Origin of the sequence: Oribacterium sp. HCP28S3_H8, from assembly GCF_052064775.1 — a bacterium.
In the GTDB taxonomy this organism is placed as follows: domain Bacteria; phylum Bacillota; class Clostridia; order Lachnospirales; family Lachnospiraceae; genus Oribacterium.
Genome location: NZ_JBQHUZ010000003.1, coordinates 273,767 through 300,364 on the forward strand (window position 1 = coordinate 273,767; position 26,598 = coordinate 300,364).

Below are 26,598 nucleotides of genomic sequence, written 5' to 3' on the forward strand. Positions count from 1 at the left end.
TTTTCTGCCAAATCGGATGATCCTCCCCCCCTGCAAATTTTGTTTTTATATTTCCAGGCAAAACATTGGCTGATAGTTTCCTGATGGTTTTATCATTGTTTAACATTTGGAAGTGACTTTTATGGTATAATGTTTTTATCGGGCAGATGCTGCCCTGATAATCAGTGACGGCATCAAGCTCTCTCTGATTATACTTACTTAGAAGGGAGAGGACCCGAAATGGAAACTCATTTACAGCACACACTTTCCGTGACAGAAGCTAAAGCAAAATATGATGCCTATGTCAAGGAACTGCTTGCCGATAAGGAAATTCTTGCAAGGATCCTTATCTATGCGGTCAGAGAATTTCAGGCTTATACTGTGGAGGAAGCGATTGCCGCAATCGAAGGCACTCCGGAGATCGGACGACAAATCCGTCCCGGAAAAATTACCGGAATCAATTCGGAAAGCAAGCTTCCGGATGAAGGCGAAGCAAAATTTGATATCGTTTTTATTGCAGCCACACGTTCCGGGGAACATACCAGGATTTATATTAATCTGGAAGCCCAGAAGCAGTGGAATCCGGGATATGATCTTACAACCCGGGGAATTGTGTATGCATCCAGGCTGATCTCACAGCAAATGGATGTTGAGTACACTCCGGAAAACTATGATGGAGTCTGTAAGACATACTCGATATGGATCTGCATGGAAACTCCGGAATCTGACCGTGATAAGAATATGATTTCTGACTGTATGATCGAGTACAGTATCGAACCAAAAGTGCTGTATTCCGGCAGCGACCGTCCTGTACGATACGGGCGGTATGACCTGATTGACGTGGTCATGATCAACTTATCGGAAAAAAGCATCAACTCCAAGAACTATCTTATTGGAATGCTGTCCACACTGATTTCAAATCAGTTGTCGGCGGCAGAAAAATGCCAGACGCTTGAAGAAAAATATGCATTTCCTGTTTTAGGGAACATATCGGAAGGGGTGAATACAATGTGTAATCTCAGTGAAGGAATCTATGAAAACGGACTGAAAAAGGGTAAATTGGAAGGATTAGCGGAAGGTAAAGCCGCTGGTTTAGCTGAGGGCACTGCCAAAGGTAAGGCGGAAGGTAAGGCGGAAGGTAAAGCGGAAGGCAAACTGGAAGGTAAGCTTCTAATGCTGTTTGAGCTTGCACATGAACGGCAGCTCCCAATTCCGGATGCGGTCAGAAAAGCCTCTGAATTTGGCATCAAGGATGAAGCTGATTTCAGGTCGAGGTCTGCACTTGCCGGATATGATCTCTCGGGAATTTAAGTTTATATTGCTCAGAAGCCATTTGGATTTGTTCTAAGGTGGTAGTTTTTAACTTACGCGATAAAATTTCTATTCCGGTAAAGTCCTTTTGCTCATATAAAAAAGAAGTGCATCTGTCTCGGTTTACGATGATCAGATGCACCTCTTATCATTTTATCTATTGCGAATGCAGACCCCCGCAGAATACTGTATTATCCCTGCTTATCTGCCTTACGCTTCCATCCAAGCAGTCCGATCAACGCGATCAGAGAAACTGCAAGATACAGAATCATATGCGCATGATCTCCGGTCTGCACGCTTCGGCTTGCGCCTGCTGTCTCACCATCCACATCTCCTTGTTGACCGGGACGATTACGGTTCATACCTTGAACGGAGCCACCTATTGTTTCTGCCGGATTACTATCGTCCGGTGGAGTGCCTGCAGCGCTTTCAGTCGTACTCCCTGCCTTGCTTTCTGTCGTGGTGTTTCTCGAATCTCCAAAGACAGAATGTATACCGGTAGATCCGGATGAACCGGATCCTCCACCCGAGCCACTGCCGGATCCTCCGCTTGAACTGCCACTAGAACCGTTTTCGGAATCACCACTATTATCCGGCGTTTCCTTCGGAATATTTGGTGTTTCCGGTGTTACGGGAATATCTGATGGCGTTGACGGAATGTCCGATGGTGTCGATGGAATGTCCGATGGCGTCGATGGAATGTCCGATGGCGTCGACGGGAGATCCGATGGCGTTGATGGGATGACCGACGGTGTCGACGGAATATTCGACGGTGTCGACGGGATATCCGATGGTGTCGATGGATCATCTGGAGCGGGTTTTACCTTGATGGATTTGTTTATTGTTGTATTATGGATGATTGCGCCAATCATGTGCTGATATGCTACTGAATTCTCCCTCTCCGGGGTAAACTGCCTCAGACCATTTTTTTCAATCCAGGCAACCGTCTTTTTGAACTCTACTTTAACTGTCGAAGTGATCTCATCCTCTGATGCAAGGTAGAAATTCTGATCTACCGGAATGCTTGGCACATTTTCCCAGTTTCCGCTTGCATCCTTTACTATTACCGTAAACTTGTCGCTTTCTACTGTATATCCGCCGTACATGGTGAGATTTTCCGTGATTCGGAAAGGTCCCGCAATCCACTTTCCAAGCTCTTCATCGTAAGTCATGTTCTGAGCTTCCGGCGCCACCGTGACATCATCCCTAGTTGGCTTTACGGTTAAATACTTCAGTTTATCCGAGTTAGCAGCATCATAAATATCCTGTGCCAACTTATCATATCGTATGCCCTTTTTATTGTTTTCAACGTGTGCATTTTGAAGAATCATCCAAATCGCATTTTGCGTGGCAGAATGTGCAACCTCTTTCCAGTCATTTCCCTTAAGCATAACCTGATTCCAGTAATCTACCGGGTCCATACCATTGTCATTTGCATTAACCATAGTAAATGCTGCAAGATAAAAGGCAGTACTGGTGATATCCGATGCGCTTAGCTTACTACTTGTGGTGCCTCCCGTAAACTGCAGGTGAAATACCTCGGTGTTCAGCTTGTTGAGCCTTTCCATATGATCCGAGTTATTTTTATAATCATCATAGGCATATGTCTCATCACCAAGAATATTGTACAAATCGGTATCATTTTTAAATGCCTCCGGCACCGCTAGGAAGCTATTATATGTCTCCTCATCCATCGGTGTCGTAGCATCGCTATATAGCTTCATGCCATTATACGGATATCCGGCATACAATGCCTTGATCAGCTTATCCTCAAGACCAGGATACTTTGAAAAGTCCAGGTAACCGACCTTATATTTATCATTAACATCCGGCCAGTGCAGGTCATTGTTCATACAATAAAGCTCTATGGTATAATCCTCCGATCCCCGGGTAATCTTCAGCTTATATTCATCAGTAAGATCACCTGCAATGATCCTTGATACCTCCTCACCGGTAGCAGTAGAACCCTCCGCATATCCGACTCCGGCACTGGCAGTAGACAGAAGAAGTGCCACGCTCAGCACCGCAGGCAAAAAACGCCCGGCTTTAAAACTTAAATGCATGTATTTATCCTCCATGATGGCAAGCAATAGTAAACGAAATATTCAACATAATAACGATTCTTATTTTTATTGTCAATAGAAATTAAAAATTTAATAATTTACTATTAATTTAATGTTTCTATGCATTTTTATTTTCTACAGAATGTTAAAATTTGACGTATTTTATAAAACCAAAATGCAAATTAAGCTCATCTCTATTAAAGCTTGCATCACTCTTCCGGATGAATTGGTCTCATGGCAGAGTTCTGATTCTCCTCTCACCTGCACAGGAGTTTGGTCTCGATCTCGCATACCGGCTCCAGGCTCTCTATTGTCTCCTCACCGGCACAGGAGTCTCAGGATACGGGTCTTGTCGATCAGGAAAATCGCGACGTCCATAAACAAGTGGGCAATGAGCGTACTGACGATGACACCATTCGCCTTTAAAAGGAAGCCAGAATGAAATCCGTACCAGATGACAAAGCCGGAATAGGCGACCATAAGCATGAGGAACGGAAAATTCCGCGCGATGCCGGAGATATCGCCCCGGAAGCCTTCCCATGTGACATCAAAGTAAACGAAGCGACCGATGATCAGGGTAACAAAATAAATAATGAGATTTTCATAGTTGAGATCGTCATAAATAAATCGGATGTACATAAGGATCAGTACGACATAGAGCGAGCTTATGAGCCGCATGGAGCCGCGCTGTTTCGAGTCCAGATTGCGGAGATGAACCAAGACACGATCAAAAATGCGGTTCACGATCATCGAGAGCAGCAGAAAGCCGATCAGCATCCAGTCCTTGTAGCTTCGCCACAGAGACGCCACGGGACCGGAGATCCGGTCATTGATGATGTAGTAAAGAGCAAGCAGCAGAAGCACCGAGGTGCTTGCAAATGCCATTTCAAAAAAGCTTTCCATAAAACGGAGCGCTCTTATGTCCTGGGGAGCCCGTCCGCGGCTACGGGATCTTGTCTCTGTGTTTCTCGTGCGAATGCTTCCTGCGTTTGCGCGGTCGTTTCGGCTGGTTAAATTTGACGGCTTCGGATATTTTACTGTATCGTCCTCATCTTCATAGGGCTCCGTATAGTAATCCTGATCTATCTTTGCAGCCGCTGCTCTCTCCCGATCTTTAGCATAATAATCCGAATCTATATTAAGGTCATATTCCGCGGAAATTCCCTTATCTTCATCGGCATCAAAATTCTGCCCGCCGGATGGATGACTCCGGTCAAATTCGGCACGCACACGCGCCATAATCAGGATGATTCCGATTACGACACACAGCCCTGCAAGTGAAATAAGAAAAAAAGGCACAGCCTCTGAAAAATCGAAATAATGTCCGGCATAGGTGCTGACATAATCTTGTGCTGACATAATAAAAATTCCTCCTTATCAGACTGCCGGATATTCTACGTCCTTACTGATCTGAGTGCAAGGGGGATTCATCAAGCCGTAAGAGAAAAACCTGAAAATTTAACCCACCCGTTTCGGATGATTTCCTCCCCGCAACGCACCGGTACCACCCTCGGCGAGCCAGCATTCCCCGTGCATATTTGTTTTATATTTCCAGACAGAACCGTGGCGAACGGTGACGGATAGTTTTATCATTGTTTAACATTTAGAAGTGACTTTTATGGTAAACTATGATTGACGTGGTCATGATCAACTTATCGGAAAAAAGCATCAACTCCAAGAACTATCTTATCGGAATGCTGTCCACACTGATTTCAAATCTGTTGTCGGCGGCAGAAAAATGCCAGACACTTGAAGAAAAATATGCATTTCCTGTTTTAGGGAACATATCGAAAGGGGTGAATACAATGTGTAATCTCAGTGAAGGAATCTATGAAAACGGACTGAAAAAAGGTTTAGCCGAAGGCACTGCCAAAGGATTAGCTGAAGGTACTGCCAAAGGATTAGCTGAAGGTACTGCCAAAGGATTAGCTGAAGGCAAACTGGAAGGTAGGCTTCTAATGCTGTTTGAGCTTGCACATGAACGGCAGCTCCCGATTTCGGATGCGGTCCGAAAAGCATCTGAATTTGGCATCAAGGATGAAGCTGATTTCAGGTCGAGGTCTGCACTTGCCGGATATGATCTCTCGGGAATTTAAATTTTAATGTGACAAGGGCTGTTGCAAATTGAATTGGTAATAGCATCCACTCAGAAGAGGCTGTTGCAATTCCACTTTTTAGTGGAATCGTAACAGCCCCTTTTATCTATTTGAGTTGGATGTTGCCCATATGGATAAATCCAGAAGCAAAGCAGTCCCTATCCCACAATCAATTTGAATTTCAATGAGGCAGTTTCATCCCTTGCGCTCTAGTCTACCAGTTTCGGATGAGTCACCGAAAATTATGAATTTAGCTATTTCCTGGTCGACCTACCAGGTCTTTTGATAATTGTATTACAGCGCGGCAATAGCCTCGATCTCGCAGAGTACGCCCTTTGGGATGTCCTTGACAGCTACGCAGCTTCTTGCAGGATTGCCGGTGAAGTACTTGCCGTAAACCTCATTGAATGCTGCAAAATCCTTGATATCTGCAAGGAAGCAGGTGGTCTTAACCACATGCTCAAGATCGGTGCCTGCAGCCTCCATGATAGCCTTTACATTTTTGCAGCTCTGCTCCGCCTGTGCTGCGATTCCCTCTGGAACCGTACCAGTTGCCGGATCTACCGGGATCTGGCCGGATGCAAAAACAAAATTCCCAACCTTAATGGCCTGTGAATATGGTCCGATAGCTGCCGGTGCTTTTTCTGTAGAAATAACGCTCATAATGTTTCCTTTCTGTGATCTTTCATGTATTACATGAACCTTATGATACTTCTGGCGATCCATCCGAAACATGCAAGTTCAGCATACCTGCTTCTGCAAATTCTGGTGGATGACCCTGTCTCTACTTTACACTTAAATCTGCTTTCCTGCCACCCTGTTTTTAAAAGACAGACGATATGCCGATAGTATATTCAGGCGATCTGCATCCTTATACATCTTCAGCTTCATAACAGCAGTTGCACAGCATTGGGCTCCGGCAGCAAAAGCTGCATCCCTGTGATTCTTCAGATTAATAAAAGCCAAAGATCCGTTAAAGATACAGATTATTTCCAGGTAAAATCGCCCAAGCATCCCTATCGCAGTCTCTGCATGTCATCGTATGTCTTACACGTAACAGCGGCAGGAGGATAGTCTGTAATCAGAACTATCCTCCTGCCGCTTTGCTGCTATAATTTACAGCTCCGGTACAATCACCTTTTTGCCTCTCCAGTAGAGAGCTCCATCTGCGTCCTTATGGAAACCGCACAGATACTGGTCGTAGCTGATGCCGCTTTCCTCCGGATAATTGGCATGCGCCATGTTATGCACCATACCGATGACGAGCATAGGCACACCCTGCGCATTGGGGAAGGCTGCCCAGTGAATTGGATAATCATCCCAGATCTGCACATCCTCAAGCTTTAAGCCATAACGCTTCATCTTGCCAAGCACCTGCTCTTTCATTTCCGCGGTAAGATTAAACGGAAATTCCGGATCAGGCGTTTTAGAAGCATTCAACGGATCCAGCTCTCCAAAGATATACATAGTTGGGCATGGGTCCTTTGTCTCCGGAAATTCTGCATTCATGCGCTTCGGCGCCCGCAGTGCCGACCAGCTGGCTGTCGCCGTAAAAAGATCACTTGCACAGTTATTGAGGAGATCCGTCATCATGCCGCCGCTGGACTGACCGCAGGCATAAATGCGTCCGTTATCCACTTGATTCCTTGCCCGGACATCATCCACCATTGCGCGGATAAACTGGATATCATCAATGGGCTTTCCCTGATATTCACCGCTCCAGAGGAGAATGTTTCTCAAGCCGCCCTGGAACTGCTGGTAAATGCCTGCCTCCGGAAATACCGCGATAAAGCGGCGTTCTCTTGCGACAACAGACATGCAGCTTATCTCAAAAAAGGTTTCGGCAGTACCGCCACGACCATGCATTACGACAACCAGCGGCCATGACTGATCCGGGGTGCAGGTCTCCGGTACATACTCGTACCACTTGCGCATCATCCCATTCACCTCAAGGGTATGCAATGTCGCCCCGAGCGCAAGCGGATCCTTATTGTATCTCAGGAATTTCTTACCAATGCCTCTGTGGCGTCTGGCAAGACCAATGTAGGACCACGCTGTTTCCAGAGTCTGGCGAATGCACTCGGTCGTACCTGTGGTCACACGTACCTCGGCAATATGCTCTTCATTGATTTCGCTCTGTGCTCTGACAGGGGATGGCATCCAGATATAATCCACGCCTTGTCCGGATAGGGGCTCCGGAAGATTCTTGTTTTCTCCGCGCCAGTACTCGGCGGTACCTGCATTGGCACCGGACAGTTCCGAAACAAACATCCATACCGGAAGCTGGGCACGCATTGCCTGGATTTTAAGCTCTCCACTTCCCTGATCCTGCTCCTGCATCGCAGTGGAATGATCCTCTCTCAGATCAAGCGTCAAATCCCCGATGGTAATGAGTCCGCTCCATTCACTTGCCATGTTTTTTGCTGCCTGCTGTGCTGCATCTGCTCCGTCGCCAAGACCAAGCAGAAACATATTATCCTGAAGAGCTACATAATAGCGGCGGCTGTTGACAGCTACATAGACCGTGTTAAGGAACATTGCATCTCTACCGTCCAGACGCCAGCCATTGTCTGCTGCCGGTACCAGATGAATGAGATACTTCCTCTCGTCTGCAAAAGCCTTTAAACCGGTCTTTTCCAGAACCTCCCCTGGATTACTGCCGGATGGCATCGCCACAACAATGCACGGCTGTCCGTTATGCGTGTTTTCCGGAATATAGGTCAGGAACTCTCGCTCCCTGCTGCCATCCTTTGCGGTTTCACGGAAAAGTCCGCTGATCAGCATTCTGTTAGGATCCTGTAAGTCAACAGCGATGTCTGCCATTACTTCCGGCATATTTTTGATTTCCATAATTTTATCCTTTCCTTTGTATTTTCTTTACAGTTGTGCAAACTGATTTTATAACAGGTACTGCTTTAATGTGTAAAGCCGATATTTATATCAAACGGCATGAAAAGAAGCTGATTTTTACATAAATAAATCCGGTGTATATGTAGTCAGGCTGATGCGCTTCCTCACATCAGCCTGGCATTTAAAACAGTTATATTTACATATGCAGCGTTTTATTAAAGTGGAAAAACTGTCATGACATAGAAAACATTGATAACAGATAGGAGCACCGCAGGTAAGAGAGACTGTACGAACTGTGACTTAACATCATATCCTCCGACTTCCATGATATAGGGAATGCAGGCAGTCGCCATCGGTGTCATAAAGGAGGTTGTGCAGGCAGCAGCTACAAGGATGCAAGGACCAACACAGCTTACCCCCATGCTCTTGCAGGCAAGGATCGCGATCGGCTGGAAGATCGCCATAACGCTTCGATTCTGCATGATCTGTGTAAGTAGGAACGGAATGATAAAGAACATTGCACCGATCATATAGTTATTTCTCATTCTGCCTGCAACCGATGCGATGGCATTACCGATGAGCGTACCGGCACCGGTGTTGTTAAGTGCAGCACCCATACATAAGCAGCCGATGATCAGAAATGCCATATCCCAGTTTACCGCGCCAAAGCACTCCTTTGGGGACAGAACCTTGGTAAGCACCAGGAGGAGACATCCAAGCAGAACGATTTCCCAGGCAGAGACCGCGGGGATGCCAACGCTCTTAAAGAAGCTATTGATGGGTCCGGAAAAAGCAAGCAACAAAGTTACGCCAAAGAAAATAGTATATCCGCATTTCTCCTGGAACGGTGCAAGAGGTGCCGCCGGTCCTTTACTGCCGAGACTAAATTCAGAGGTTTCAATGACCGGTTTCTCCGGTGCGATCTTCCAGCCAAGGAACATGCTGTAGAGTGTCAGCATTACAAGTACCGGCCAGCGTCCTACAAACAGGTCTGTAAGCGCGAGCTGATACTGGCTGTATTCATTGGCATCGATGTATCCGTTGATTTCCGCCAGCATGGCAAGTGTGCCGCCGACCGGTACAATACCGCAGGAAGCGATGCAGGCAAGTCCTACACAGAATGCAGCACGGCTGATGCTGATGTTCATTTCCTCACATGTTGCACTAACAATTGGGATGACAATGGCAAATGCAGCAAGCGCGGAGCCTGTCAGTGTTGCCGCAAGGATCGATGCCAGGATAAAGCCTAGCATAACCTTAGCCATGCTGCCCTTGGAGATGGCTTTTACAGACTTACCAATGAGATGAACAAACTGCGTTTTCCTTAGTCCGGCAGAGATTACAAACATACCGGAAACCATCACGATATTGGAGTTTCCTATCGTTCCAAGCGCGGTTTTTTCATCAATACAGCCTGTAAAAAGGTATGCCAGCATAGCTGCGCATCCTACTGTCCCAAGCGGTAGCTTGCCATGGATAAAACCAATCACTGCAAGTAAAGATATCACGAGACAAATCGTCAACTGTGTACTCATGTTTTCCCCCTTTTGCAGGCCCTGCCACATGCCGCAGGACCTGTCTCTTGTCTATTAAATTTTTATTTTTTATTGGTTTAGACGTATCTGCACACATGATCCACGGCAATATCCGAGAATCCATAGGCTTCTGCTTTGGTTAACTGTCCATTGCAGATCGCATTGATCTTGTCTACCAGGCGATGACCTTCCTCCTGGTAGCTGATCGTGCCGGCAATGATGCCTGAGAGATCCACATCCATGTTGTCTTCCATCCTGGCATAGGTTCTGCCGTTTGCCGTTACCTTTAATACCGGCGCAATGGCGTTGCCGGTCGGTGTTCCTCGACCTGTGGTAAAGATCACAGCCTGGCATCCGGCAGCTACCATCGAGGTAACGGATGCAATATCATATCCGGCAGTATCCATGACAACCGCTCCCTTTTTGCTCGGGCGCACTGCCTGCTCCAGCACCTCAACGATCGGACGTGTGCCGCCCTTACGGATGCATCCAAGGCTCTTTTCTTCCAGTGTGGAGAGGCCACCGGCTTTATTGCCCGGAGTTGGCTGACCGGCACGGCAATCCTGCCCGGCCGCATTGAGATGTGCCTCATAGGCACGGCAGACTTCAATGATCTGATCGTGAATTTCCTTATTGGCTGCTCTTTTGGCAAGTACATGCTCTCCGCCGATCCACTCGATGGACTCGGACATTACGGTTGTTGCGCCAAGATCTACCAGCGCATCTGACAATTCTCCGACTGCCGGATTGCTGGCAATACCGGAGGTTGCATCGGAACCACCGCATTCGATGCCTAACAAAAGCTCGGAGATATCAAACTCCTCTTTCTGCTGCATGCCTGCTTCCGCTGCCATATCTCTTGCGGCACGCACTGCCTTCTCGATGGTTTTAAGCGTACCACCCTCATCCTGGATGCCGAAGTGTGCAACGGGCTTGCTGGTCATGCTCCGGATCTTCTCGGCGAGCTGTGCATGCCCAACGGTCTCACAGCCAAGTCCGATGATCACAACACCATATACATTGGGATTGCAGGCAAACCCTGTCAGCACCTTCTGGGACATGGCGGTGTTGGCAGCAACATCGGAGCATCCGGTATTAAATACGATATTTACCGCGCCACGAACCTGGCTTGCAACGATTCTGCTGCTCTCGCTGCCGCAGGCACATGTCGGCAGGATCAGGATATGATTGCGGATTCCCGGGCGTCCCTCGGCTCTTCTATATCCCCAGAAGGTACGCTTCTTTGGATTTGGATCTCCGGCGGACTGCTTTGCGCTCATGACAAAATCATCTCCGGCAAGCTCCTGATCATAGTTTCTCGGGACACTCTTAAGGTTGTTTTCATTCACAAGATGTCCCTTGGCAACTGCCTCGATCATCTTTCCAAGGCTCTCTCCGTATTTGAAGACCTCATCACCGACTGCAAGATCGGTAAGCGCGATTTTATGGCAATAGGGGATATCTTCCTCCGCGCAGATCGTCTTAACTTCTCCAGCCTGTTTAAAAACCACATTGTCTCCTGCCTTGACTTCCGTGACACAGGTAACAACGTTATCGGTGTCATCCATCATTAACGCATTGATATCCATGCTTACCTCCTAGCGAATCTTCTGATATAAGTAATTTTTAAATCTGTATCTGTTTCTCAACTACGCACATAGGTTAGCAGAAATTATATATAAATTCCAATTAATGTAATTTACATATATATAAGCCAGAGATAATAATGCAGGGTTTGCATGCGCATGGACTTTACGGTATGATAGGAAGCATCAGATTCTTTGCATCACTCTTAGTCCGCAGGTGAAAATTTGGATAACGTGGATAACGAAAAGAAAGATAAACCGCATGAAGTTTTAAAACAGTATTTTGGCTATGACGAGTTCCGTCCCGGGCAGAAGGAACTGATCGACGCGATCCTTCGGGGACGGGATGTCCTTGGCGTCCTCCCGACGGGCGGCGGCAAATCCATCTGCTATCAGGTACCGGCGCTGCTTCTGCCCGGAATCACTCTTGTGATTTCACCTCTTATATCTCTGATGCGTGATCAGGTGCAGGCGCTCAATGCGTCCGGCGTGCACGCTGCATTTATCAATAGTTCTCTTACGGAATCCCAGACGCGGAAGGCTCTTTTGTATGCTTCAGAAGGGCGCTACAAGATCATCTATGTGGCACCGGAACGGCTTATGACTGACAATTTTCTGAGCTTCACCGCCACACAGCAGATTTCCCTGATTGCGGTGGATGAGGCGCACTGCATCTCTCAGTGGGGACAAGATTTCCGCCCAAGCTACCGGAGGATCGCCGATTTCGCAGGGACGCTTAGGGAACGCCCCGTGCTGGCTGCATTCACTGCAACCGCCACTGAACGGGTGCAGTATGACATTGTGACAAGTCTCGATCTGGAGACTCCCAAAAAGCTGATTACGGGATTTGATCGGAAAAATCTCTATTTTGCTGTTAAGAAGCAGCACAACAAGCGGGGTTATGTCCTTAACTTCCTCTCGGAGCATCCGGACGAGTCCGGGATTATTTACTGCGCCACAAGAAAGGCTGTGGATCAGCTCTATCAGTATGTAATGGATGCGGGAATCCGTGCTGCGCGCTATCACGCCGGACTTTCCAATGCAGAGCGCCTTAAGAGTCAGGAGGATTTCATTTTTGACCGGGTGCCTGTCATCATCGCGACCAATGCCTTTGGGATGGGGATCGACAAATCCAGTGTCCGCTTTGTGATCCACTACAATATGCCTGCAAGCCTTGAAAATTACTATCAGGAGGCAGGACGTGCCGGGCGGGATGGAGAGCCTGCGGACTGCATCCTTTTGTACAGTGGTCAGGATGTGATCCTTGCAAGATACCTCATTGACCATGCCGCACCTGTAGAAGGCATGACACCGGAAGACCGGCAGATTGTGCATCGGCAGAACCTCTACCGGCTCGAAATGATGCGGAAGTACTGTATGACACAGCAGTGTCTCAGGAAATATATTCTGAATTATTTTGGGGAAGATGCCCCCGAGGACTGTGGGAACTGTTCGGTATGTCTCGGAGAAGCAGAAACGGACGAGGCGGTCGAGGGCTCCGGCGAACGTGCGCGGGAGCGTCGCAGAGAAGCCGCCCGGCAGCGTGCCAAGCATGCGCATGCCGGTGCGAGTCGGGAGGATCTGGATCCCCGCCAACTGCAGCTTTTCACGATTTTAAAAGCGGTGCGTACAGACTGGGCGCGACAGGAAGGTCGTCCGCCGTTTATTATATTCTCCGACCGGACCCTTGTGGACATGGCACTCAAGGAGCCCTGCACGATGGACGCTTTTATGAATGTTTCCGGTGTAGGGGATGCCAAGGCGGCGCGGTATGGGGCATCGTTTCTGGATGCGATCCAGCGCTTCCGGGCAGCGGAGAACTCCGGTGGCACAGAAAGATTGGTCGCGGATGCAGTCAAGGCCGGCGGCAGAGAGTTCCCTGCCAGGGGTCCGCAATGCGAATTTTATCTTACTCCGGAGGAAGCCGCTTCGTTTCCGTATCAGAAGCGCTATCTTGTCGCAGAGCTTGCCAGAGTCTTAAATACACTACGGGATGCACAGCATGTAAAAAAGATTTTCGGGACAACCATACAAAACAAAATGATCGCCCTCGGGTATCTGAGGACGATCAATAATGGACGTTTTATCGAGCGCAAGGTCACTGCCGCCGGAGCGGACTTCGGTCTGGAGCTTGACACCCGGGTCGGGCAGAAGGGACAGGAGTATCTCGATGTCTACTATACCCGGGAAGCACAGCGCGGCATCCTCGAGATGTTCACTCTGGAGCCTTCTGAAAAATAGACTGTGCCAATCGCCACATTGTGCTATACTGCGCCTGTTACACTGGAAAAGCCGGGCTTACCTCAGTACAGGCTGCTCATGGCAACCGGATGAGCGTCCTTTGGAATCGGGATATACTTCTGATCCGCCATCACCTCATCAAATTCAGCTCTTGCGGTCTTGAGTGTATCCGGACTCTCCATCAGCTTCATCACCGCAAGCGCCATGCTCTTACCTGCAAATCGCATGCCCTTATGCGCCGTCGTGGACTTCCCCTGTGATACGATCTGCCAGCTGTGTCCCGGCGTCAAGGGTGCCAGTGTCATGCAGGTGATCTGCGCGGTCGGGCACTGGAAGCTCACATCCCCGACATCCGTAGAGCCACCTGTTGCCTTCACAATATGGATTTCCTCATAGGGCACGATAAAGTCCCAGAGCCGGTCCTTTTTATGCGCCTTCATAAACTTGATATCCCCGGGAATCAGCATATCCGAAACAAGCTCATCATAACCACGGTCTGAACCTGCCGGCGCAGTCGCTGTATATTTCGCCGCAAGCGCGTACTCTTCCTCCGTATAAGTGGGGACCCCCACCTCCTGCATGGACTGGTACAAAAGCTTCTCAAGAGTCCGGTTGGAAACGAAATTGGCACAGGATTTTATGAAGCGGCGAGTCACCTTGGTATCAGTCATAAGCGCCGCTCCTTTGGCAATGTTGTCCACTCTTGCGAGGAGCTCTGCCGCATCCTGCTGCTTTGGCGCGCGCACAAGGTAAATTGCCTTGGCAGTCGGCTGTACCACATTAGGCGAATATCCTCCTGCATCCACAATAGCATAATGGATCCTTGCCTGCTCAATCATATGCTCCCGCAGGAACTGCACACCGACATTCATAAGCTCGAGACTGTCCAGCGCGCTTCTGCCAAGCTCTGGACAGCCGGCAGCATGCGCCGCCGTCCCTTCAAAACTGTACAATACCTGGAAATTGGCGAGCGAGCTGTTGGTCACTACAACATTGCTGGTCCCGGGATGCCATGTAATTGCCGCATCAAGATCCCGGAAGGCACCCTCTTTAGCCATAAATGCCTTACCGCTGCCGCCCTCCTCCGCAGGACAGCCATAATAAATCACCGTCCCCGGATGACCTGCCTTAAGATAATCGCGCACTGCCAGCGCCGCGGCTGCAGAGCCAACTCCAAGTAGGTTATGTCCACAGCCATGTCCAGGTGCCCCCGGATGCTCGGATTTTTTTTCAACAAGTCCTGCGATCTGGTTTAGTCCTGACAGTGCGTCAAACTCTCCCAAAATACCGATCCGCGGACTGCCGTTGCCGAAGGATGCCGTAAATGCGGTATCGATACCATATGCCTTGTCCTCAACGGTAAATCCCTCCTTCCGGAAAAATTCCGTGAGCTTCTCTACGGATTTTGTCTCGCTGTAGGCGGTTTCCGCGCAGCCCCAGATCTGGTCCGCAAGTGTATCCAGTGTCTCTTTACTATCGTCAATTACCGTAAGGTACTGTTCCAAGCCCATATCTGCCTCCTCCATCATGTGTCCTAAGTACATGACGCCGATCCGGTCTGAAATATATTTTACCACACTCATATCATGTGCGATAGCCGCTGCAGAACTAAGCTTTGATCGTCGTACCTTGTTCCATCAGCTTTTTAAGATGTGCTGTCAGCTTTTCGTTTTCCCTGTAATCGATCGGGCACTCAACAAGTGCCGGTCCACCGCAGTTAAATGCCTTCTCCATGATCGGGATGATATCCTCGGTTTTATCAATGCGGAACCCGCGGACATGCATCGCCTCTGCCAGCTTTACAAAATCCGGATTTGTGAAATCCACAAAGAAATGGTCGTGGAAGCGGTCATCCTCCTTCCAGCGGATCAGACCGTAGCCGCCATCATTCAATACAAGTACCACGATCGGGATCTTTTCTCTGACTGCCGTCTCGAGCTCCTGCATGTTCATCATAAAGCCGCCGTCACCACAGACTGCCAGTACTCTCCTCTCCGGGTAAACAAGCTTTGCCGCAATCGCACCCGGCACGGACATGCCCATCGTGGCAAAACCGTTGGAAATCAGGCAGGTGTTAGGCTTATAGCAGTCATAATGGCGGGAAATCCACATCTTATGCGCGCCGACATCCGAAATCAGGATGTCATCCGGTCCCATGATTTTACGGATATCGTAGAGCAGCTTCTGTGGCTTCACGGGATAACCGTTGTCGTCCTGGTACATGAGATTTTCCGCTGTGATCGCCCTGCGGATCTCAAAAAAGTCCTCCGGTTCCTTTTTGGGATCGCAGTCCAGCAGCAGCTGCTCCAGCGAAAAGCTGATGTCCCCGATGACCTCCACCTCCGGCTGATAGAGCTTGTTGACATCTGCCGGCAGTGAATCAATGTGCAGAATCCGGTGCTGGTCCTTACGGTTCCACTTGGAGGGTGCCAGCTCCACAATGTCATAACCGACGCAGATCACGAGATCCGCCTGGTCCAGGATGAGGTTGGGATAATCCCGCTGCGGAATGCCGATGGTGCACATATAGTAGGGGCTTTTACAGGAAATGATACCCTTTGCCATCATAGTGTTGATCACGGGAATGCGTAATTTCTCTGCAAACTCCGTGAGCGCCTTGGCGGCACCTCCATTCACAGCAGAATGCCCTGCGAGGATAACCGGATGCTCCGCGCGGTTGATGACTGCCGCAGCTTCCTCAAGCTGGGTTTCGTCGGCATACTCCTTAACCTCCGCCGGTCGGTTTAAAAGCTTCCTGGCACTTCCCTCCGGCACCTCCATCTGTGCTACATCCTGCGGGATGCAGACGTGGGTTGCGCCCGGCTTCTGTCCCTCGGCATATTTAAACGCGAGGCGTACAATTTCATTGACCGACTCCGGTGACACAATCATCTTGGTACGTTTGGTGATCGGCTGGAACAGCGTCTCAAGATCCAGATACTGATGCGAGGTCAGCGGCATCTTGTCGGTGGTAACCTGTGCGGTGATTGCAACAAGCGGTGCACCGTCACCATTGGCATCGGCAACACCGGTGATCAGGTTTGTCGCGCCGGGACCGAGTGTGGAAAAGCAGACCCCCGCCTTTCCGGTCAGCCTCCCGTAAACATCTGCCATAAAAGCAGCGCCCTGCTCATGTCGGACCACGATTCCCCGGATCTGATCCGACTGCTTCAGTGCATGCATAAAATCCAGATTTTCCTCTCCCGGGATACCAAACACATATTTTACATTTTCATGTTCCAATGCCTTTACCAGCATTTCCGCAACATTCATAGTTACTCCCCCCTTTGATCGCCTTAAAAAGTAATAAAGCATTAAAAAAGACAGGCGCATCTCGCGTCTGCCTCAATGCGGGAACCTTTTTTAGGAAACTTTTTCATATTTGAGCATTACTCTAGCACACGAAAGCTTTCCGTTCAATTTTCTTTTGGTTATGGCAGGTATACCTCGACCCGGAACAGAACAACCGGATGAATCCCCCCCTTTGAAGCCAAAAAAACTCTAAAACAAATCCAGTGTATTGTCGAGATAGATTTCCTCTCGTACCTTAAGCTGGCACTCTGGCTTCGTCAGGTAATACAGGAGAAATTCCAGGAGGAGAGCGCTGCCCAAGCCTCTGCCCTCGATCTTGAAATTTGTAAATCCCATCGGAAGATAGACTTTACTGACGTCCTCGACACCGATGAATCCGGGATTGGTCATTGCTTTGGAAAATCGATAGCCACCGGCGGCATCCGGTGCATGGCAGACATGCTCCGGACCGGGCAAGCCCAGATTTTTCCTGCTGACATCCTCATAGCAGCGCTTCCGATCGGGGCATCCGAACCAGCAGCATTCGTTTACAAGAAATTCCACTTTGCTGCGTTCTGCCGGAGTCATGCTTTTAAATTGATCAAAGCTCTTATTAAGCCGGAAATCCGGTACAACCATGCAAAACTCACTCCGATGAAGCTCCGCAAGAAGCTGTTTAAATTCTGTCAGCACCTTGGTGGTCGAGGAAACAAAATAGAACCCCGGATATCGCGCTCTAAGATAATGGAGCAGGAGATCGGAGTGAATAATGATGCCGTTTTGCTGGCGGTCTTTATCCTCAAAAAGTGCGCACAGGGCATTGCACTTCGGATCTGAAAGATCTGTCTCCCGGAGAAGTGCATTGCTGAAGGTGAGTCTGCCGGAGATGTGATATTCTCTTAGAAGCTTAAGCACTGCTTCAGGATCGGGATCCCCCTCTCCTACTCTGCCGCCGCCCCAAATGCAGCCCTCCGGCGCTCCGTAAATAGATCCGATCTCACACCAGTCATAAAAATACTCTCTATGCTCATAAAAGAGTGGAAGAAACTTTTGATAAAAGGTATAAAACTGAAATAAGCCCGGAAGATGATACCGGGCGATACGGTTTTGTCTGTTTGTCATGCTTATGCCTCGCTTCTTTTTATGTATTATAGCATAGCCCGTAAATCCTGACCGGCCTTAAGCACAAACAGCTCAAAAAAGACATAATAAAAGGGATCCTCAACTTACGCAATGAAGAGGACCCCTTTAGAGTTCACTTTCCAATGGATTTTACCTCCTTGAGAAAGTGTGATTCTGGTGAAATCTGTTATCTTCTGTGTAGTTTCGTACTACCTGATCCAACATCTCTCACCATTAACGGTTTTGATGAAATTTCTGCAGTTGGTTCTGTGAAGCGCTCGCCACTTTACTTCCTGCTTCTTTTTCACCTTTTGAATTAAAGAATTTTGGATTTATGAAGCGCTCGCCATATTTCCTTGTTCTTTAACTCGTTCCGATCTCTTTATGGCTTTACTGTACATCAATAAGTACAATCTGTCAATAGATTTTAAAAATATTTCTTTGTATATTTATTTTGCGGGTGTATTTTCTTTTTTTACATTTCATTTTAGTTTTAATCTCGCGCCCGGATCTCCCAATTCATAAAACTGATTCGTTTTAGTCTCACGCGCGGATCTCACGATTCATAAAGCTGATATAGGCTGCCGCAAAGCCGGCAACTGCCATCGCAATCAGTCCGACAAGATGCGGCCAGATCTGAAGCAGGCTCTGTCCGAGAGACAGATAAGACGAAATCCCTCCATCCTGGAGTGATACCAGATCCATGATATTAAGCGAACGCACGTTAGGGTTCATGATCATGGTGGTTGCTTCGTTAAAGAGATAATATGCGGAAATCCGGTTCAGATTCATTTGCATACGATAATTCGCAAGAACATTGGTTACCGGTGCCGTTTTGCTGACCGGATATACAAGTCCGGCAAAGCCATTTACCGCAAGGCTCAGGAACATCGTAAGGAACAACCAGATCGCCACACAGGCAAGCGCCGCTGTCGCCGCATGCTTGGAGACCACGGAAAAGAACTCTGCCACCGCAAGCCATACCGAGATGTAAACAGATGCAATCAGTAAAAAAACAAGCAGCCGCGCAATCTCCTCGGGCTTGGGGATCAGTCCAGCAAGCAGGATGCCCGCCCCGGTCATAATGCCGCCCAGTGCAAACATCGTGAGGAAAACAACCGTCGCACCTGCGCAGAACTTGGCGTTGATGATGGTATCCCGATAAATCGGCTGCGCCGCAAGACGATTTAGTGTCCCCTGCGCCTGCTCATTGTTGATCGCATCAAAGCCAAGCATGATGCCAAAAATCGGTCCCAGAAATCCGATAAAGGTCGTAAAAGCATAAATGGACTGACCCGCGGTCGTAAAAAGCTGCAGGAACACAAAATCGCTCGGAGCAGCCTGCTGACCATTGGCCGTTGTCTGCTGTGCTGCCTTACTGAGGCTTCCGAATGCGCCAAAGAGGCTTGCCCCCGCAATGAAAAGCAGGATCAGAAACAAAAGCTGGAACCGTCTCGAGGTCAGATGATCCGCCAGTTCCTTATGGTACAGCACTGTGAAGCCATGACGATTGGTTGCTCTCTGCTCCATCAGGCTCCCGGATTCCGTCTCAGTCGTCCTTGAGGAGCCATGCAAGTCCTTTCCGGAAAAGATTCTCTGGATCCTTGTTCCCGGCTTTATGTTCTGTTCCGTCCTTTGTGTGCTCGCTTCCATCACTCTCGCCTGCCTTTTCAAAATATTTACGATAAATTTCATCCAAGTCACCACCACGCTGGTGCATCTCCCGGAGGATATAATGATGCTCCAGAAGCAGCTTGAGAAGTTCCTTCTGGATATCCCGCACAGACTCAATGTGAATGCTTCCGTCCTCACGCCGCCCGATCGCACGGATGCCGGGAATCGTACGGATCAGCGGGATCAGCTCCTGCGATTCATCCTCTGCTTCCGACCTGCCAGACGCATCCTCCTGCGAATGCTTCTCTTCTGTGCTCGTCCCGACTGCCTCTGTTATCTCGGGCTCCCGCTCTGCCTGGATGTCCACAAGATACAGTCCCTCGCTCTGGAGCTGCTTTCCAAGATCGCGGATCCTGCCGGACGCAATCATCTGTCCATGGACAAAGATACCAACCCGGTCCGAGATCGCCTGAATCTGATACAGCTCATGAGAGGAAATCAGGATCGTCCTCCCGTCCTTTACCGAAAGCTCGCGGATCAGCGCCGTAAGCTCATGCATACCTTGCGGATCAATGCCGAGGGTCGGCTCATCCATGATGATGATCTTGGGGTCCTTCATCAGCACATCAGCAATGCCGAGACGCTGCCGCATGCCTCGGGAATAGGTGCCAGTTTTCCGGTCGGCGGCATAGGTCATGCCCACCCGCTCCAGAAGTCCGACCGCACGCTTCGCGGCCTCCTCCCGGCTTAAATCATTCATCATACCGGAAAAAATCAGATTTTCCCGACCTGTCATATCTGGATAAAAGCCCACATTATCCGGTAGGTACCCGACCTCACGTTTCACAGCGAGAGCTTCTCTGCTGCAGTCCATGCCATCAATATAGGCTCTGCCGGAGCTTGGCTCCGTAAGTCCGAGCAGCATAAGCGTCGTTGTGGTCTTACCTGCGCCGTTGGGTCCGAGCAGTCCAAATACCTCACCCCTATGGATCTCAAGATTCAGATGGTTCACCGCATGAACCTCCCCATAATCCTTGCAGAGATCCACCGTCCGGATGATAATATCCGGATCTGTCGGTGCCTCCTCGTGGTAATCTGCCTTGATGGCATTCTCCTTAAGAAACTGCGCCCTCTGCTCGTCCACCTTGGTTACGTCTGCCATACTTAGTGCCTCCCGTACTTTTTAAATACTCCGGCAAGACCGGCGACAATGGCTGCAATCAGTACAACGCCCACAAGTCCCCAGACGGTCTGTGTCTTAACTGTGACACGGAAGTCGGACTTTGCGGTCGTTGCCGTGGTCGCCGCCTGTACGGTCATGGCATAGTCACCGCTCACTGCGGCATTGGACGGTGTCACATACATGGTGACTTCCTTGGTGGCGCCGGCATCCAGCGAATCAATGCTGCTCTCGGAAAATTCAACTTTCCAGTCGCTTGGCGCCGTGCTTGTCAGATTGATATTGTTGAGCGCGATGTTGCCGTCATTCACAACGTCCACTGTAACGGCAGTCTTTTTGTTGGCATTTGCGTTAAAGCTGAGCAGACCACTGGGAGCCTGGACCTTGAGTCCGTAGGTACCGGTGATCGTCACCTTAAGCTGGCTTGTAAGATTTTCACTTGCGGAAACCGCGGAAATGGGAATCGTATAGTCCCCTGCCTGAACTCCATCAGGTGGTGTAACGGTAATCGTCACGCCCTGGCTCTTTTCTGCGTCAACATCTGCAGACGCAACCTGCGTGGATGCTCCGGAAGGTGTAAATGCGACCTTCCATCCATCCGGAGCCTGCGCAGACAGGCTGAAGGACTGATTGTTGGAGGAATTATTCTGAATCGTGGAATTAAAGGTGAATGTAGTGCCCGCCGCGCCTTCCTGCTCGGGATACTCGGTAGTGAGCTTGGAGGAGCCTAACTCCTCGGAAGAAACATTCATCGTAAGCGTGATGCTGTCGGCATTGGACTCGCCTGCAGCATTGAGTGTTACGGTATAGCTGCCCTCGGCGGCATTGTCCGGAACTGTCACATTATAGCTTGCAAGCTTGTCATTGTCACCGTTCTTAACATAAACGTTGGAGATGTTCTTGCCGTCTCCCTCAAAATAGCCGGTAAACCCGTCGGGGAGCTTGGACGCAGAAAGTGCCACGCTCTCTCCGGCACCTGCATTTGTAAAGTCAAGGTTAAAGCTGATGGCATCACCCGGCTTTACGCTGATCCCGGGATACGCTGTACTCATATCGAGTCCGCCATCCGCAAATGCCGGGATCGCTCCGCTTAAGGTCATTGCTGCCGTAAGCATCATACCGGCAGCTGCTGCCGTAAATTTCCGTATTACATTTCTTGTCTTCATAATTCCTGCCCCCTAAAGGATGAGTATTGGCATGGGACCAGGATAGCAGCATATGCCGGAAACCGGGTTCTGCCCTCCTTCCCATTAACTAAGTCCCTGTTGTAAGCCGGAATTGTGAAAACTTTTAGATTCTTTTGTGAAGTTTTTGTGTTCTCAATGATATTACGGATTTATGAGAGCACCGGACTCTGCAAAATGATACTCCTTACCACCGATGGTGTAATTTCCATTGGACAGCATGTCTCCGTTGTCCGTAAGATAATAGGTGCCGCTCGGAAGCTCTGCCCACCCGGTCAGCATCTTGCCATCGGAATTAAAATAATACCATTTGTCATTGATCTGCCGCCAGCCGGTCGCCATCCCGCCATAATCCTTAAGATAGTACCAGCTGGAGCTTCCGTCCGCGTTTTTAAGGTACTGCCAGCCGGTCTGCATGGCACCCTTACCGTCCATGTAATACCAGTCACCGTTGATCTGCCGCCAGCCGGTATTCATCAGCCCGGACTCCTTAAAGTAATACCAGGTATCATGCACCTTGGCCCAGCCGGTCTGCATAATGCCATTTGCATCCATATGGTAATACCCATACGTTGTATGGATCCACTTGTCACGGATCGTCTCGTTATTATACTGAAATGTCCACTGTCCGCTGCTGTTCTGCTGCCAGCCTGCATATACAGGGCAGGCCACTGCCGCAGAGATCATCAGCGTCAACACGGTTTTGTTAAGGATATGATGCATAAGCTTCATAATTGCCAGCGCTCCTGTCTGTACGGATATATCTTGATCCCACCGCATAAAGCTTCTACCCTGCATCCATAGCAGTCTTTGTCCGGATCAGGTGCAGTAATCTCAATGCAGATGCTTCTTGACGGTCTTCTAGTCCTATCGTATTGAAAAGGCAACGCGGCTGCAAGGGATGACCGGAAATTGTAATGAAATTGTCAATGTCAGGCCGTCTTAGGTCATAGCTATGGCCTTGGTCCGGAGCATGGAAGATACAACCGGTAACAGGCACCATGCTGCGGTTTTACTTTATTTTCCACCATAACATGACCTCCAAGATAGCGGATACCGGACGCGACAACAGAAAGTCCGATCCCGAAGCTTCCGGCTTCTCCTTTATAATATCTCTCAAATATATGCGGCAGGTCCGCTGCATCAATTCCTGGTCCGTCGTCCTCGATGCAGATAACGATATCTTCCGCCTGATCTGTGAGTCCATAAGAGACTTTAACCTCTGATTCTGCATAGCGAATGCAGTCTGAAACTACATTTTGCAGGATCCGGATCAGAAGATCTGGATCTGTTTTGATATTGATGTGTTGTGCCTGCTGCTATGGTATCTTTTCTTTCCGAAAGGAAATCCAAAAAGGCATGATCCACTTTAATAGAACTATCCATAACATCAGATCCCACAGCTTCATAGTCCTGATTCACAATCACATAACGAACATCTCCGACACCTTCATGGAAATTTCTCTCGAGAAATACCCGCAGCGGAAGCATTCCCACCTCTGCCTTGCCGCCGTCACCATCCGGGTCCTGCGAATGCTGGCTTTTTGACAGTTCACTCGCGGACGCCGGTGAACTGCCGTCCCTCGTAAATTTTGTTTTAAGCCTTTGATCGCCCTCTGTCATGGCAAATGCATACTCCACCTGATCTGCAAATCTCCTGACATCCTGCTCAGCGGTGCGTCTCAGGTATCCTGCTGAAGTTATACAAAGCGTGCCGTAGATAAGGCACGGCAGAAGGATGAGAAGTAGAAGTACAGGCATAAAAATCTTCATCCGGATCCCCATCCTCTGCGTGGTCTTTGTCTGCTTCCTCATCGACTGCCCATCCTCCCCGTCTCTGTTTCCTTAAGCCGGTAACCGAATCCCCAGACGGTTTCGATCTGCACCGTAGACCCCGCCTGATTCAGCTTTTTACGCAGTCTCTTGACGAGATCATCCGTCACCCGTATATCCATCGGGATATCCCGATAGCCCCAGACCTGATGCAAAAGCTCCTCCTTGGACACAGCCTCCGGTCGGGACAGAAGGTAATATAAAAATTCAAATTCCATCGGCGTTACCTGACAGCTCTCTCCTCCGATCCGCAGTAATCTCTGTCCGCGGACCATCCTGATATTTCCCATCTCTATGGCTTGCTCTGCTGTATCAAGCTCTGATGCATTACGAAAAGCCGCTCTCCTCAAAAGTGCTTTTACCCTTGCGACCAGCTCCAATGGGAGAAACGGTTTTACCAGATAATCATCGCTTCCTATGGTGAGTCCGGTCATTCTGTCAATGGGACTGTCCTTGGCGGATACCATCAGGATCGGCACAGCACTGTTCTGTCGGAGCCGCGAGCAGATCTCAAGACCACTCCTCCCCGGCATCATCACATCCAGTACTACAAGCTCCGGCAGCTCTATCCTGCATCTCTCCAATAATTTCTCCCCATCGGGGAAGTCCTCTACAATATACCCTTCATTTTCCAGAAAGATCCGCTCCATGTCACGGATATGCTGCTCATCATCTGCAATATAGATTTTTGTTTCCATCCGGATTTTGTCTCCCACTTTTTACTCTCATAGGTCTTGATGTCCAGAAGTTTTATTCCATGCGCCTGCATAACTTTCATCCTGTCGACCTCTGCTAAATACAAACAACCTGCATCTTTTATATATCCTAGTGAGGAAAGCTGAAACCACGCTGAAAACGGCGCCCCGTTTTTTCCCGGAACGCCGTTTTGCTTTAATACTATACTTTCGTTATATTCCTTTTTGGGTAGCTTTCTGTACCGTTATGTTTTAGGCGGTGGTTTTTATGATCTCATCCCGCCTTGACAACAGCGGTACCGAATCATGTCACGTCAAAAGCTTGCTGCATAAAAATCACTCTGTATATTCGGTATATTCTGCAGTCAGATAGTCGGAAACCATATAGGTATCTCCATCATATGTAAAAGTGGAGCTTCCATTTTTATAAGCAGTGGCTGCCTTGGAGGCGAGATCATTCTCCGCAAAATATCCGATTGTGCCATTATGGAAAGCGTAGTAATTGCCGTCGCTGTCCTTCACGGTGCCACTGGTCACGACGGTACCTGTGGTATTAACCAACACGTACTTACCCTCTGTCGCTTCTACAAGTGCATACTTATCGTCGGAATCTGCCTTCTGGAGAATGCCGTACTTATAATACTTCTTGCTCTCAATGCCATTGTATGCCTTGCCATTGGACGCAAAGCCAAAGGTATAGGTGTCATCTGCGAGTTCAATGGAAACAGTCGTGCCCTTTTTCATTGCGCCATCAGACTCTCCTGATGAGAAATAGAACAGATTCAGATCTCCGCCTGCCGCATCACCCATTTCATAGATGTCCTCTGCGGTAACCTCGTCTTCATCCAGCGTGGATACAATGTACTGATTGCTGGAGGAACTGATGGAATCATCATTCATCACAACCAGACCATACTGCATGATGCCATCCTCATCAAAGACATACCACCTGGAATTGATCTTTTTAGCCTGATTGCTGACGATGTAGCCACTGGAATTGGCATAGAACCAGCGGTATGTGCCATCCTCATAGTCATCCTCATTGACATCCTCTGATGGAATCGCGTAAATCCAGGTGTTTTTCTGCAGGTGTCCGTCTGCCGCTGTCGAGTAATATTTGGTGGAGCTTACATTGGACGAGGATGCCGTGGAGCTTGTGTCAGTCCATCCGTAATTCATGATGCCGTTCTCATCAAAGCTGTACTTGCTTCCATTGATTGTCTTGGTACTGTCTGCGTATTTCTCGCCGTTGGAACCGAAGTACATCCAGATTTCATTATAATCGTCATAGCTCTCGTCCGTGAGATCCTCGGTAACCTGCAGCCAGCCGGTGTACATCGTTCCGTCATCTGCTGTACCGAAATAATATGTGGCATCCAGCGCTGCATCATCATCGGTCAGCATCTCGCCTTCCTCGTCCACAAAACCGTACAGCATCCTGCCTTCCTCATCAAACATGTACTTCTTGCCGTTGATCTCCTTGGGACTTGAGGTGTCCTGATAGGCGCGTCCATTGGCTCCAAAATAATACCAGCGGTAATCGGCGTCAGTATCGTCATCATCTGTGGACTCCAGCTTCACCCAGCGATTTGTAACCATTGCGCCGTTTTCATCTACATAATAATAGTAGCCATCGTCCTCGATGAGGCTGTCGGTCACAAGGGTTCCATCATCTCCCAGATAGAAATAATAGTCACCTGATTTTTTCCAGCTGTCGGTTACATAGCTTCCACTGGAATCCGTATAAACCCAGGTCCCGTCCGCTGTCTGCTCCCATCCGGATGCGAATGCCGGGATGGCCATGGCTGCCGTAAGAACCGCTGCTGCAGTAAGTGTCCTGCATAACTGTTTCTGTTTCATGATTTACCTCCGCTCTGTCATTTGCGCCTTGTCTTTTAGCTTTGTCATTGGGCTTTGTTGCTTAAGCCCTTGCGCTTTGTCGTTTGGCAGACGATGATTCTGCCTTTACCTACGTTTCGTATTAAAGTGTGCATTTATCGGGGAGTGCATATGGGAAA

Annotated in this window: 20 protein-coding genes; 3 read left to right on the forward strand and 17 right to left on the reverse strand. The window is 48.9% G+C overall.

Features of this window, described 5'->3' with window-relative positions:
- The first annotated feature begins 219 nt into the window (after positions 1 to 219).
- On the forward strand, positions 220 to 1,290 hold the full coding sequence (locus ACTNEN_RS05375; RefSeq protein WP_441205016.1) for a hypothetical protein: 1,071 nt from the start codon (positions 220 to 222) through the stop codon (positions 1,288 to 1,290).
- 191 nt (positions 1,291 to 1,481) lie between these two features.
- Here ACTNEN_RS05375 and ACTNEN_RS05380 read toward each other — a convergent pair whose 3' ends face one another.
- Both ACTNEN_RS05380 and ACTNEN_RS05385 read right to left on the reverse strand, forming a co-directional pair.
- Positions 1,482 to 3,353 (reverse strand): hypothetical protein, encoded by a 1,872-nt coding sequence (locus ACTNEN_RS05380; RefSeq protein ID WP_441205017.1) that lies wholly within the window; start codon positions 3,351 to 3,353, stop codon positions 1,482 to 1,484.
- Between the two features lie 318 nt (positions 3,354 to 3,671).
- A complete protein-coding gene (locus ACTNEN_RS05385; RefSeq protein WP_441205018.1) occupies positions 3,672 to 4,712 on the reverse strand; it encodes a hypothetical protein in 1,041 nt (346 codons plus the stop codon).
- Between the two features lie 335 nt (positions 4,713 to 5,047).
- On the opposite strand from ACTNEN_RS05385, the gene ACTNEN_RS05390 reads away from it, so the two are divergent.
- Positions 5,048 to 5,449, forward strand: a complete 402-nt coding sequence (locus tag ACTNEN_RS05390) for a hypothetical protein (protein WP_441205019.1) — start codon at positions 5,048 to 5,050, stop codon at positions 5,447 to 5,449.
- Positions 5,450 to 5,743: 294 nt separating this feature from the next.
- Here the strand turns inward: ACTNEN_RS05390 and ACTNEN_RS05395 are convergent, their stop codons facing one another.
- The 4 genes from ACTNEN_RS05395 to ACTNEN_RS05410 form a co-directional block, all read right to left on the reverse strand.
- Positions 5,744 to 6,112, reverse strand: coding sequence for a RidA family protein (locus ACTNEN_RS05395; protein WP_441205020.1), 369 nt, complete (start codon positions 6,110 to 6,112; stop codon positions 5,744 to 5,746).
- Between the two features lie 453 nt (positions 6,113 to 6,565).
- Complete coding sequence (locus ACTNEN_RS05400; RefSeq protein WP_441205021.1) at positions 6,566 to 8,299, reverse strand: alpha/beta hydrolase family esterase; 1,734 nt, start codon at positions 8,297 to 8,299, stop codon at positions 6,566 to 6,568.
- A gap of 215 nt (positions 8,300 to 8,514) precedes the next feature.
- On the reverse strand, positions 8,515 to 9,834 hold the full coding sequence (locus ACTNEN_RS05405; protein WP_441205022.1) for an SLC13 family permease: 1,320 nt from the start codon (positions 9,832 to 9,834) through the stop codon (positions 8,515 to 8,517).
- Positions 9,835 to 9,911: 77 nt separating this feature from the next.
- Positions 9,912 to 11,423: a UxaA family hydrolase gene (locus ACTNEN_RS05410; protein WP_441205023.1), complete on the reverse strand. Its 1,512-nt coding sequence runs from the start codon at positions 11,421 to 11,423 to the stop codon at positions 9,912 to 9,914.
- 231 nt (positions 11,424 to 11,654) lie between these two features.
- Between ACTNEN_RS05410 and ACTNEN_RS05415 the strand changes: the two genes are divergently transcribed.
- Positions 11,655 to 13,661, forward strand: coding sequence for a RecQ family ATP-dependent DNA helicase (locus ACTNEN_RS05415; protein WP_441205084.1), 2,007 nt, complete (start codon positions 11,655 to 11,657; stop codon positions 13,659 to 13,661).
- Positions 13,662 to 13,723: 62 nt separating this feature from the next.
- On the opposite strand, the gene ACTNEN_RS05420 is transcribed toward ACTNEN_RS05415, so the two are convergent.
- The 11 genes from ACTNEN_RS05420 to ACTNEN_RS05470 all read right to left on the reverse strand — a co-directional run bounded on the left by ACTNEN_RS05420 (position 13,724) and on the right by ACTNEN_RS05470 (position 26,440).
- Positions 13,724 to 15,172: an amidohydrolase gene (locus ACTNEN_RS05420; RefSeq protein ID WP_441205024.1), complete on the reverse strand. Its 1,449-nt coding sequence runs from the start codon at positions 15,170 to 15,172 to the stop codon at positions 13,724 to 13,726.
- Between the two features lie 97 nt (positions 15,173 to 15,269).
- Entirely contained in the window at positions 15,270 to 16,934 is a 1,665-nt protein-coding gene (locus tag ACTNEN_RS05425; protein WP_441205025.1) for an acetolactate synthase large subunit, read from the reverse strand.
- A gap of 228 nt (positions 16,935 to 17,162) precedes the next feature.
- A complete protein-coding gene (locus ACTNEN_RS05430; RefSeq protein WP_441205026.1) occupies positions 17,163 to 18,074 on the reverse strand; it encodes a hypothetical protein in 912 nt (303 codons plus the stop codon).
- Positions 18,075 to 18,617: 543 nt separating this feature from the next.
- Positions 18,618 to 19,604 (reverse strand): ABC transporter permease, encoded by a 987-nt coding sequence (locus ACTNEN_RS05435; protein WP_441205027.1) that lies wholly within the window; start codon positions 19,602 to 19,604, stop codon positions 18,618 to 18,620.
- Positions 19,605 to 19,623: 19 nt separating this feature from the next.
- The gene (locus tag ACTNEN_RS05440; RefSeq protein ID WP_441205028.1) at positions 19,624 to 20,850 is read right to left on the reverse strand and encodes an ABC transporter ATP-binding protein; all 1,227 of its coding nucleotides are present in this window, start codon (positions 20,848 to 20,850) and stop codon (positions 19,624 to 19,626) included.
- Between the two features lie 2 nt (positions 20,851 to 20,852).
- Entirely contained in the window at positions 20,853 to 22,034 is a 1,182-nt protein-coding gene (locus tag ACTNEN_RS05445) for a COG1470 family protein (RefSeq protein WP_441205029.1), read from the reverse strand.
- A 162-nt stretch (positions 22,035 to 22,196) separates the two neighbouring features.
- A complete protein-coding gene (locus tag ACTNEN_RS05450) occupies positions 22,197 to 22,784 on the reverse strand; it encodes a hypothetical protein (protein WP_441205030.1) in 588 nt (195 codons plus the stop codon).
- A gap of 221 nt (positions 22,785 to 23,005) precedes the next feature.
- A complete protein-coding gene (locus tag ACTNEN_RS05455) occupies positions 23,006 to 23,356 on the reverse strand; it encodes a sensor histidine kinase (protein WP_441205085.1) in 351 nt (116 codons plus the stop codon).
- On the reverse strand, positions 23,268 to 23,867 hold the full coding sequence (locus ACTNEN_RS05460; protein ID WP_441205031.1) for a hypothetical protein: 600 nt from the start codon (positions 23,865 to 23,867) through the stop codon (positions 23,268 to 23,270). The genes ACTNEN_RS05455 and ACTNEN_RS05460 overlap by 89 nt, the downstream gene beginning before the upstream one ends.
- Positions 23,864 to 24,583 (reverse strand): response regulator transcription factor, encoded by a 720-nt coding sequence (locus ACTNEN_RS05465; protein WP_441205032.1) that lies wholly within the window; start codon positions 24,581 to 24,583, stop codon positions 23,864 to 23,866. Before ACTNEN_RS05465 ends, ACTNEN_RS05460 begins: the two co-directional genes overlap by 4 nt.
- Before the next feature lie 333 nt (positions 24,584 to 24,916).
- Complete coding sequence (locus ACTNEN_RS05470; RefSeq protein ID WP_441205033.1) at positions 24,917 to 26,440, reverse strand: cell wall-binding protein; 1,524 nt, start codon at positions 26,438 to 26,440, stop codon at positions 24,917 to 24,919.
- Positions 26,441 to 26,598 lie beyond the last annotated feature (158 nt).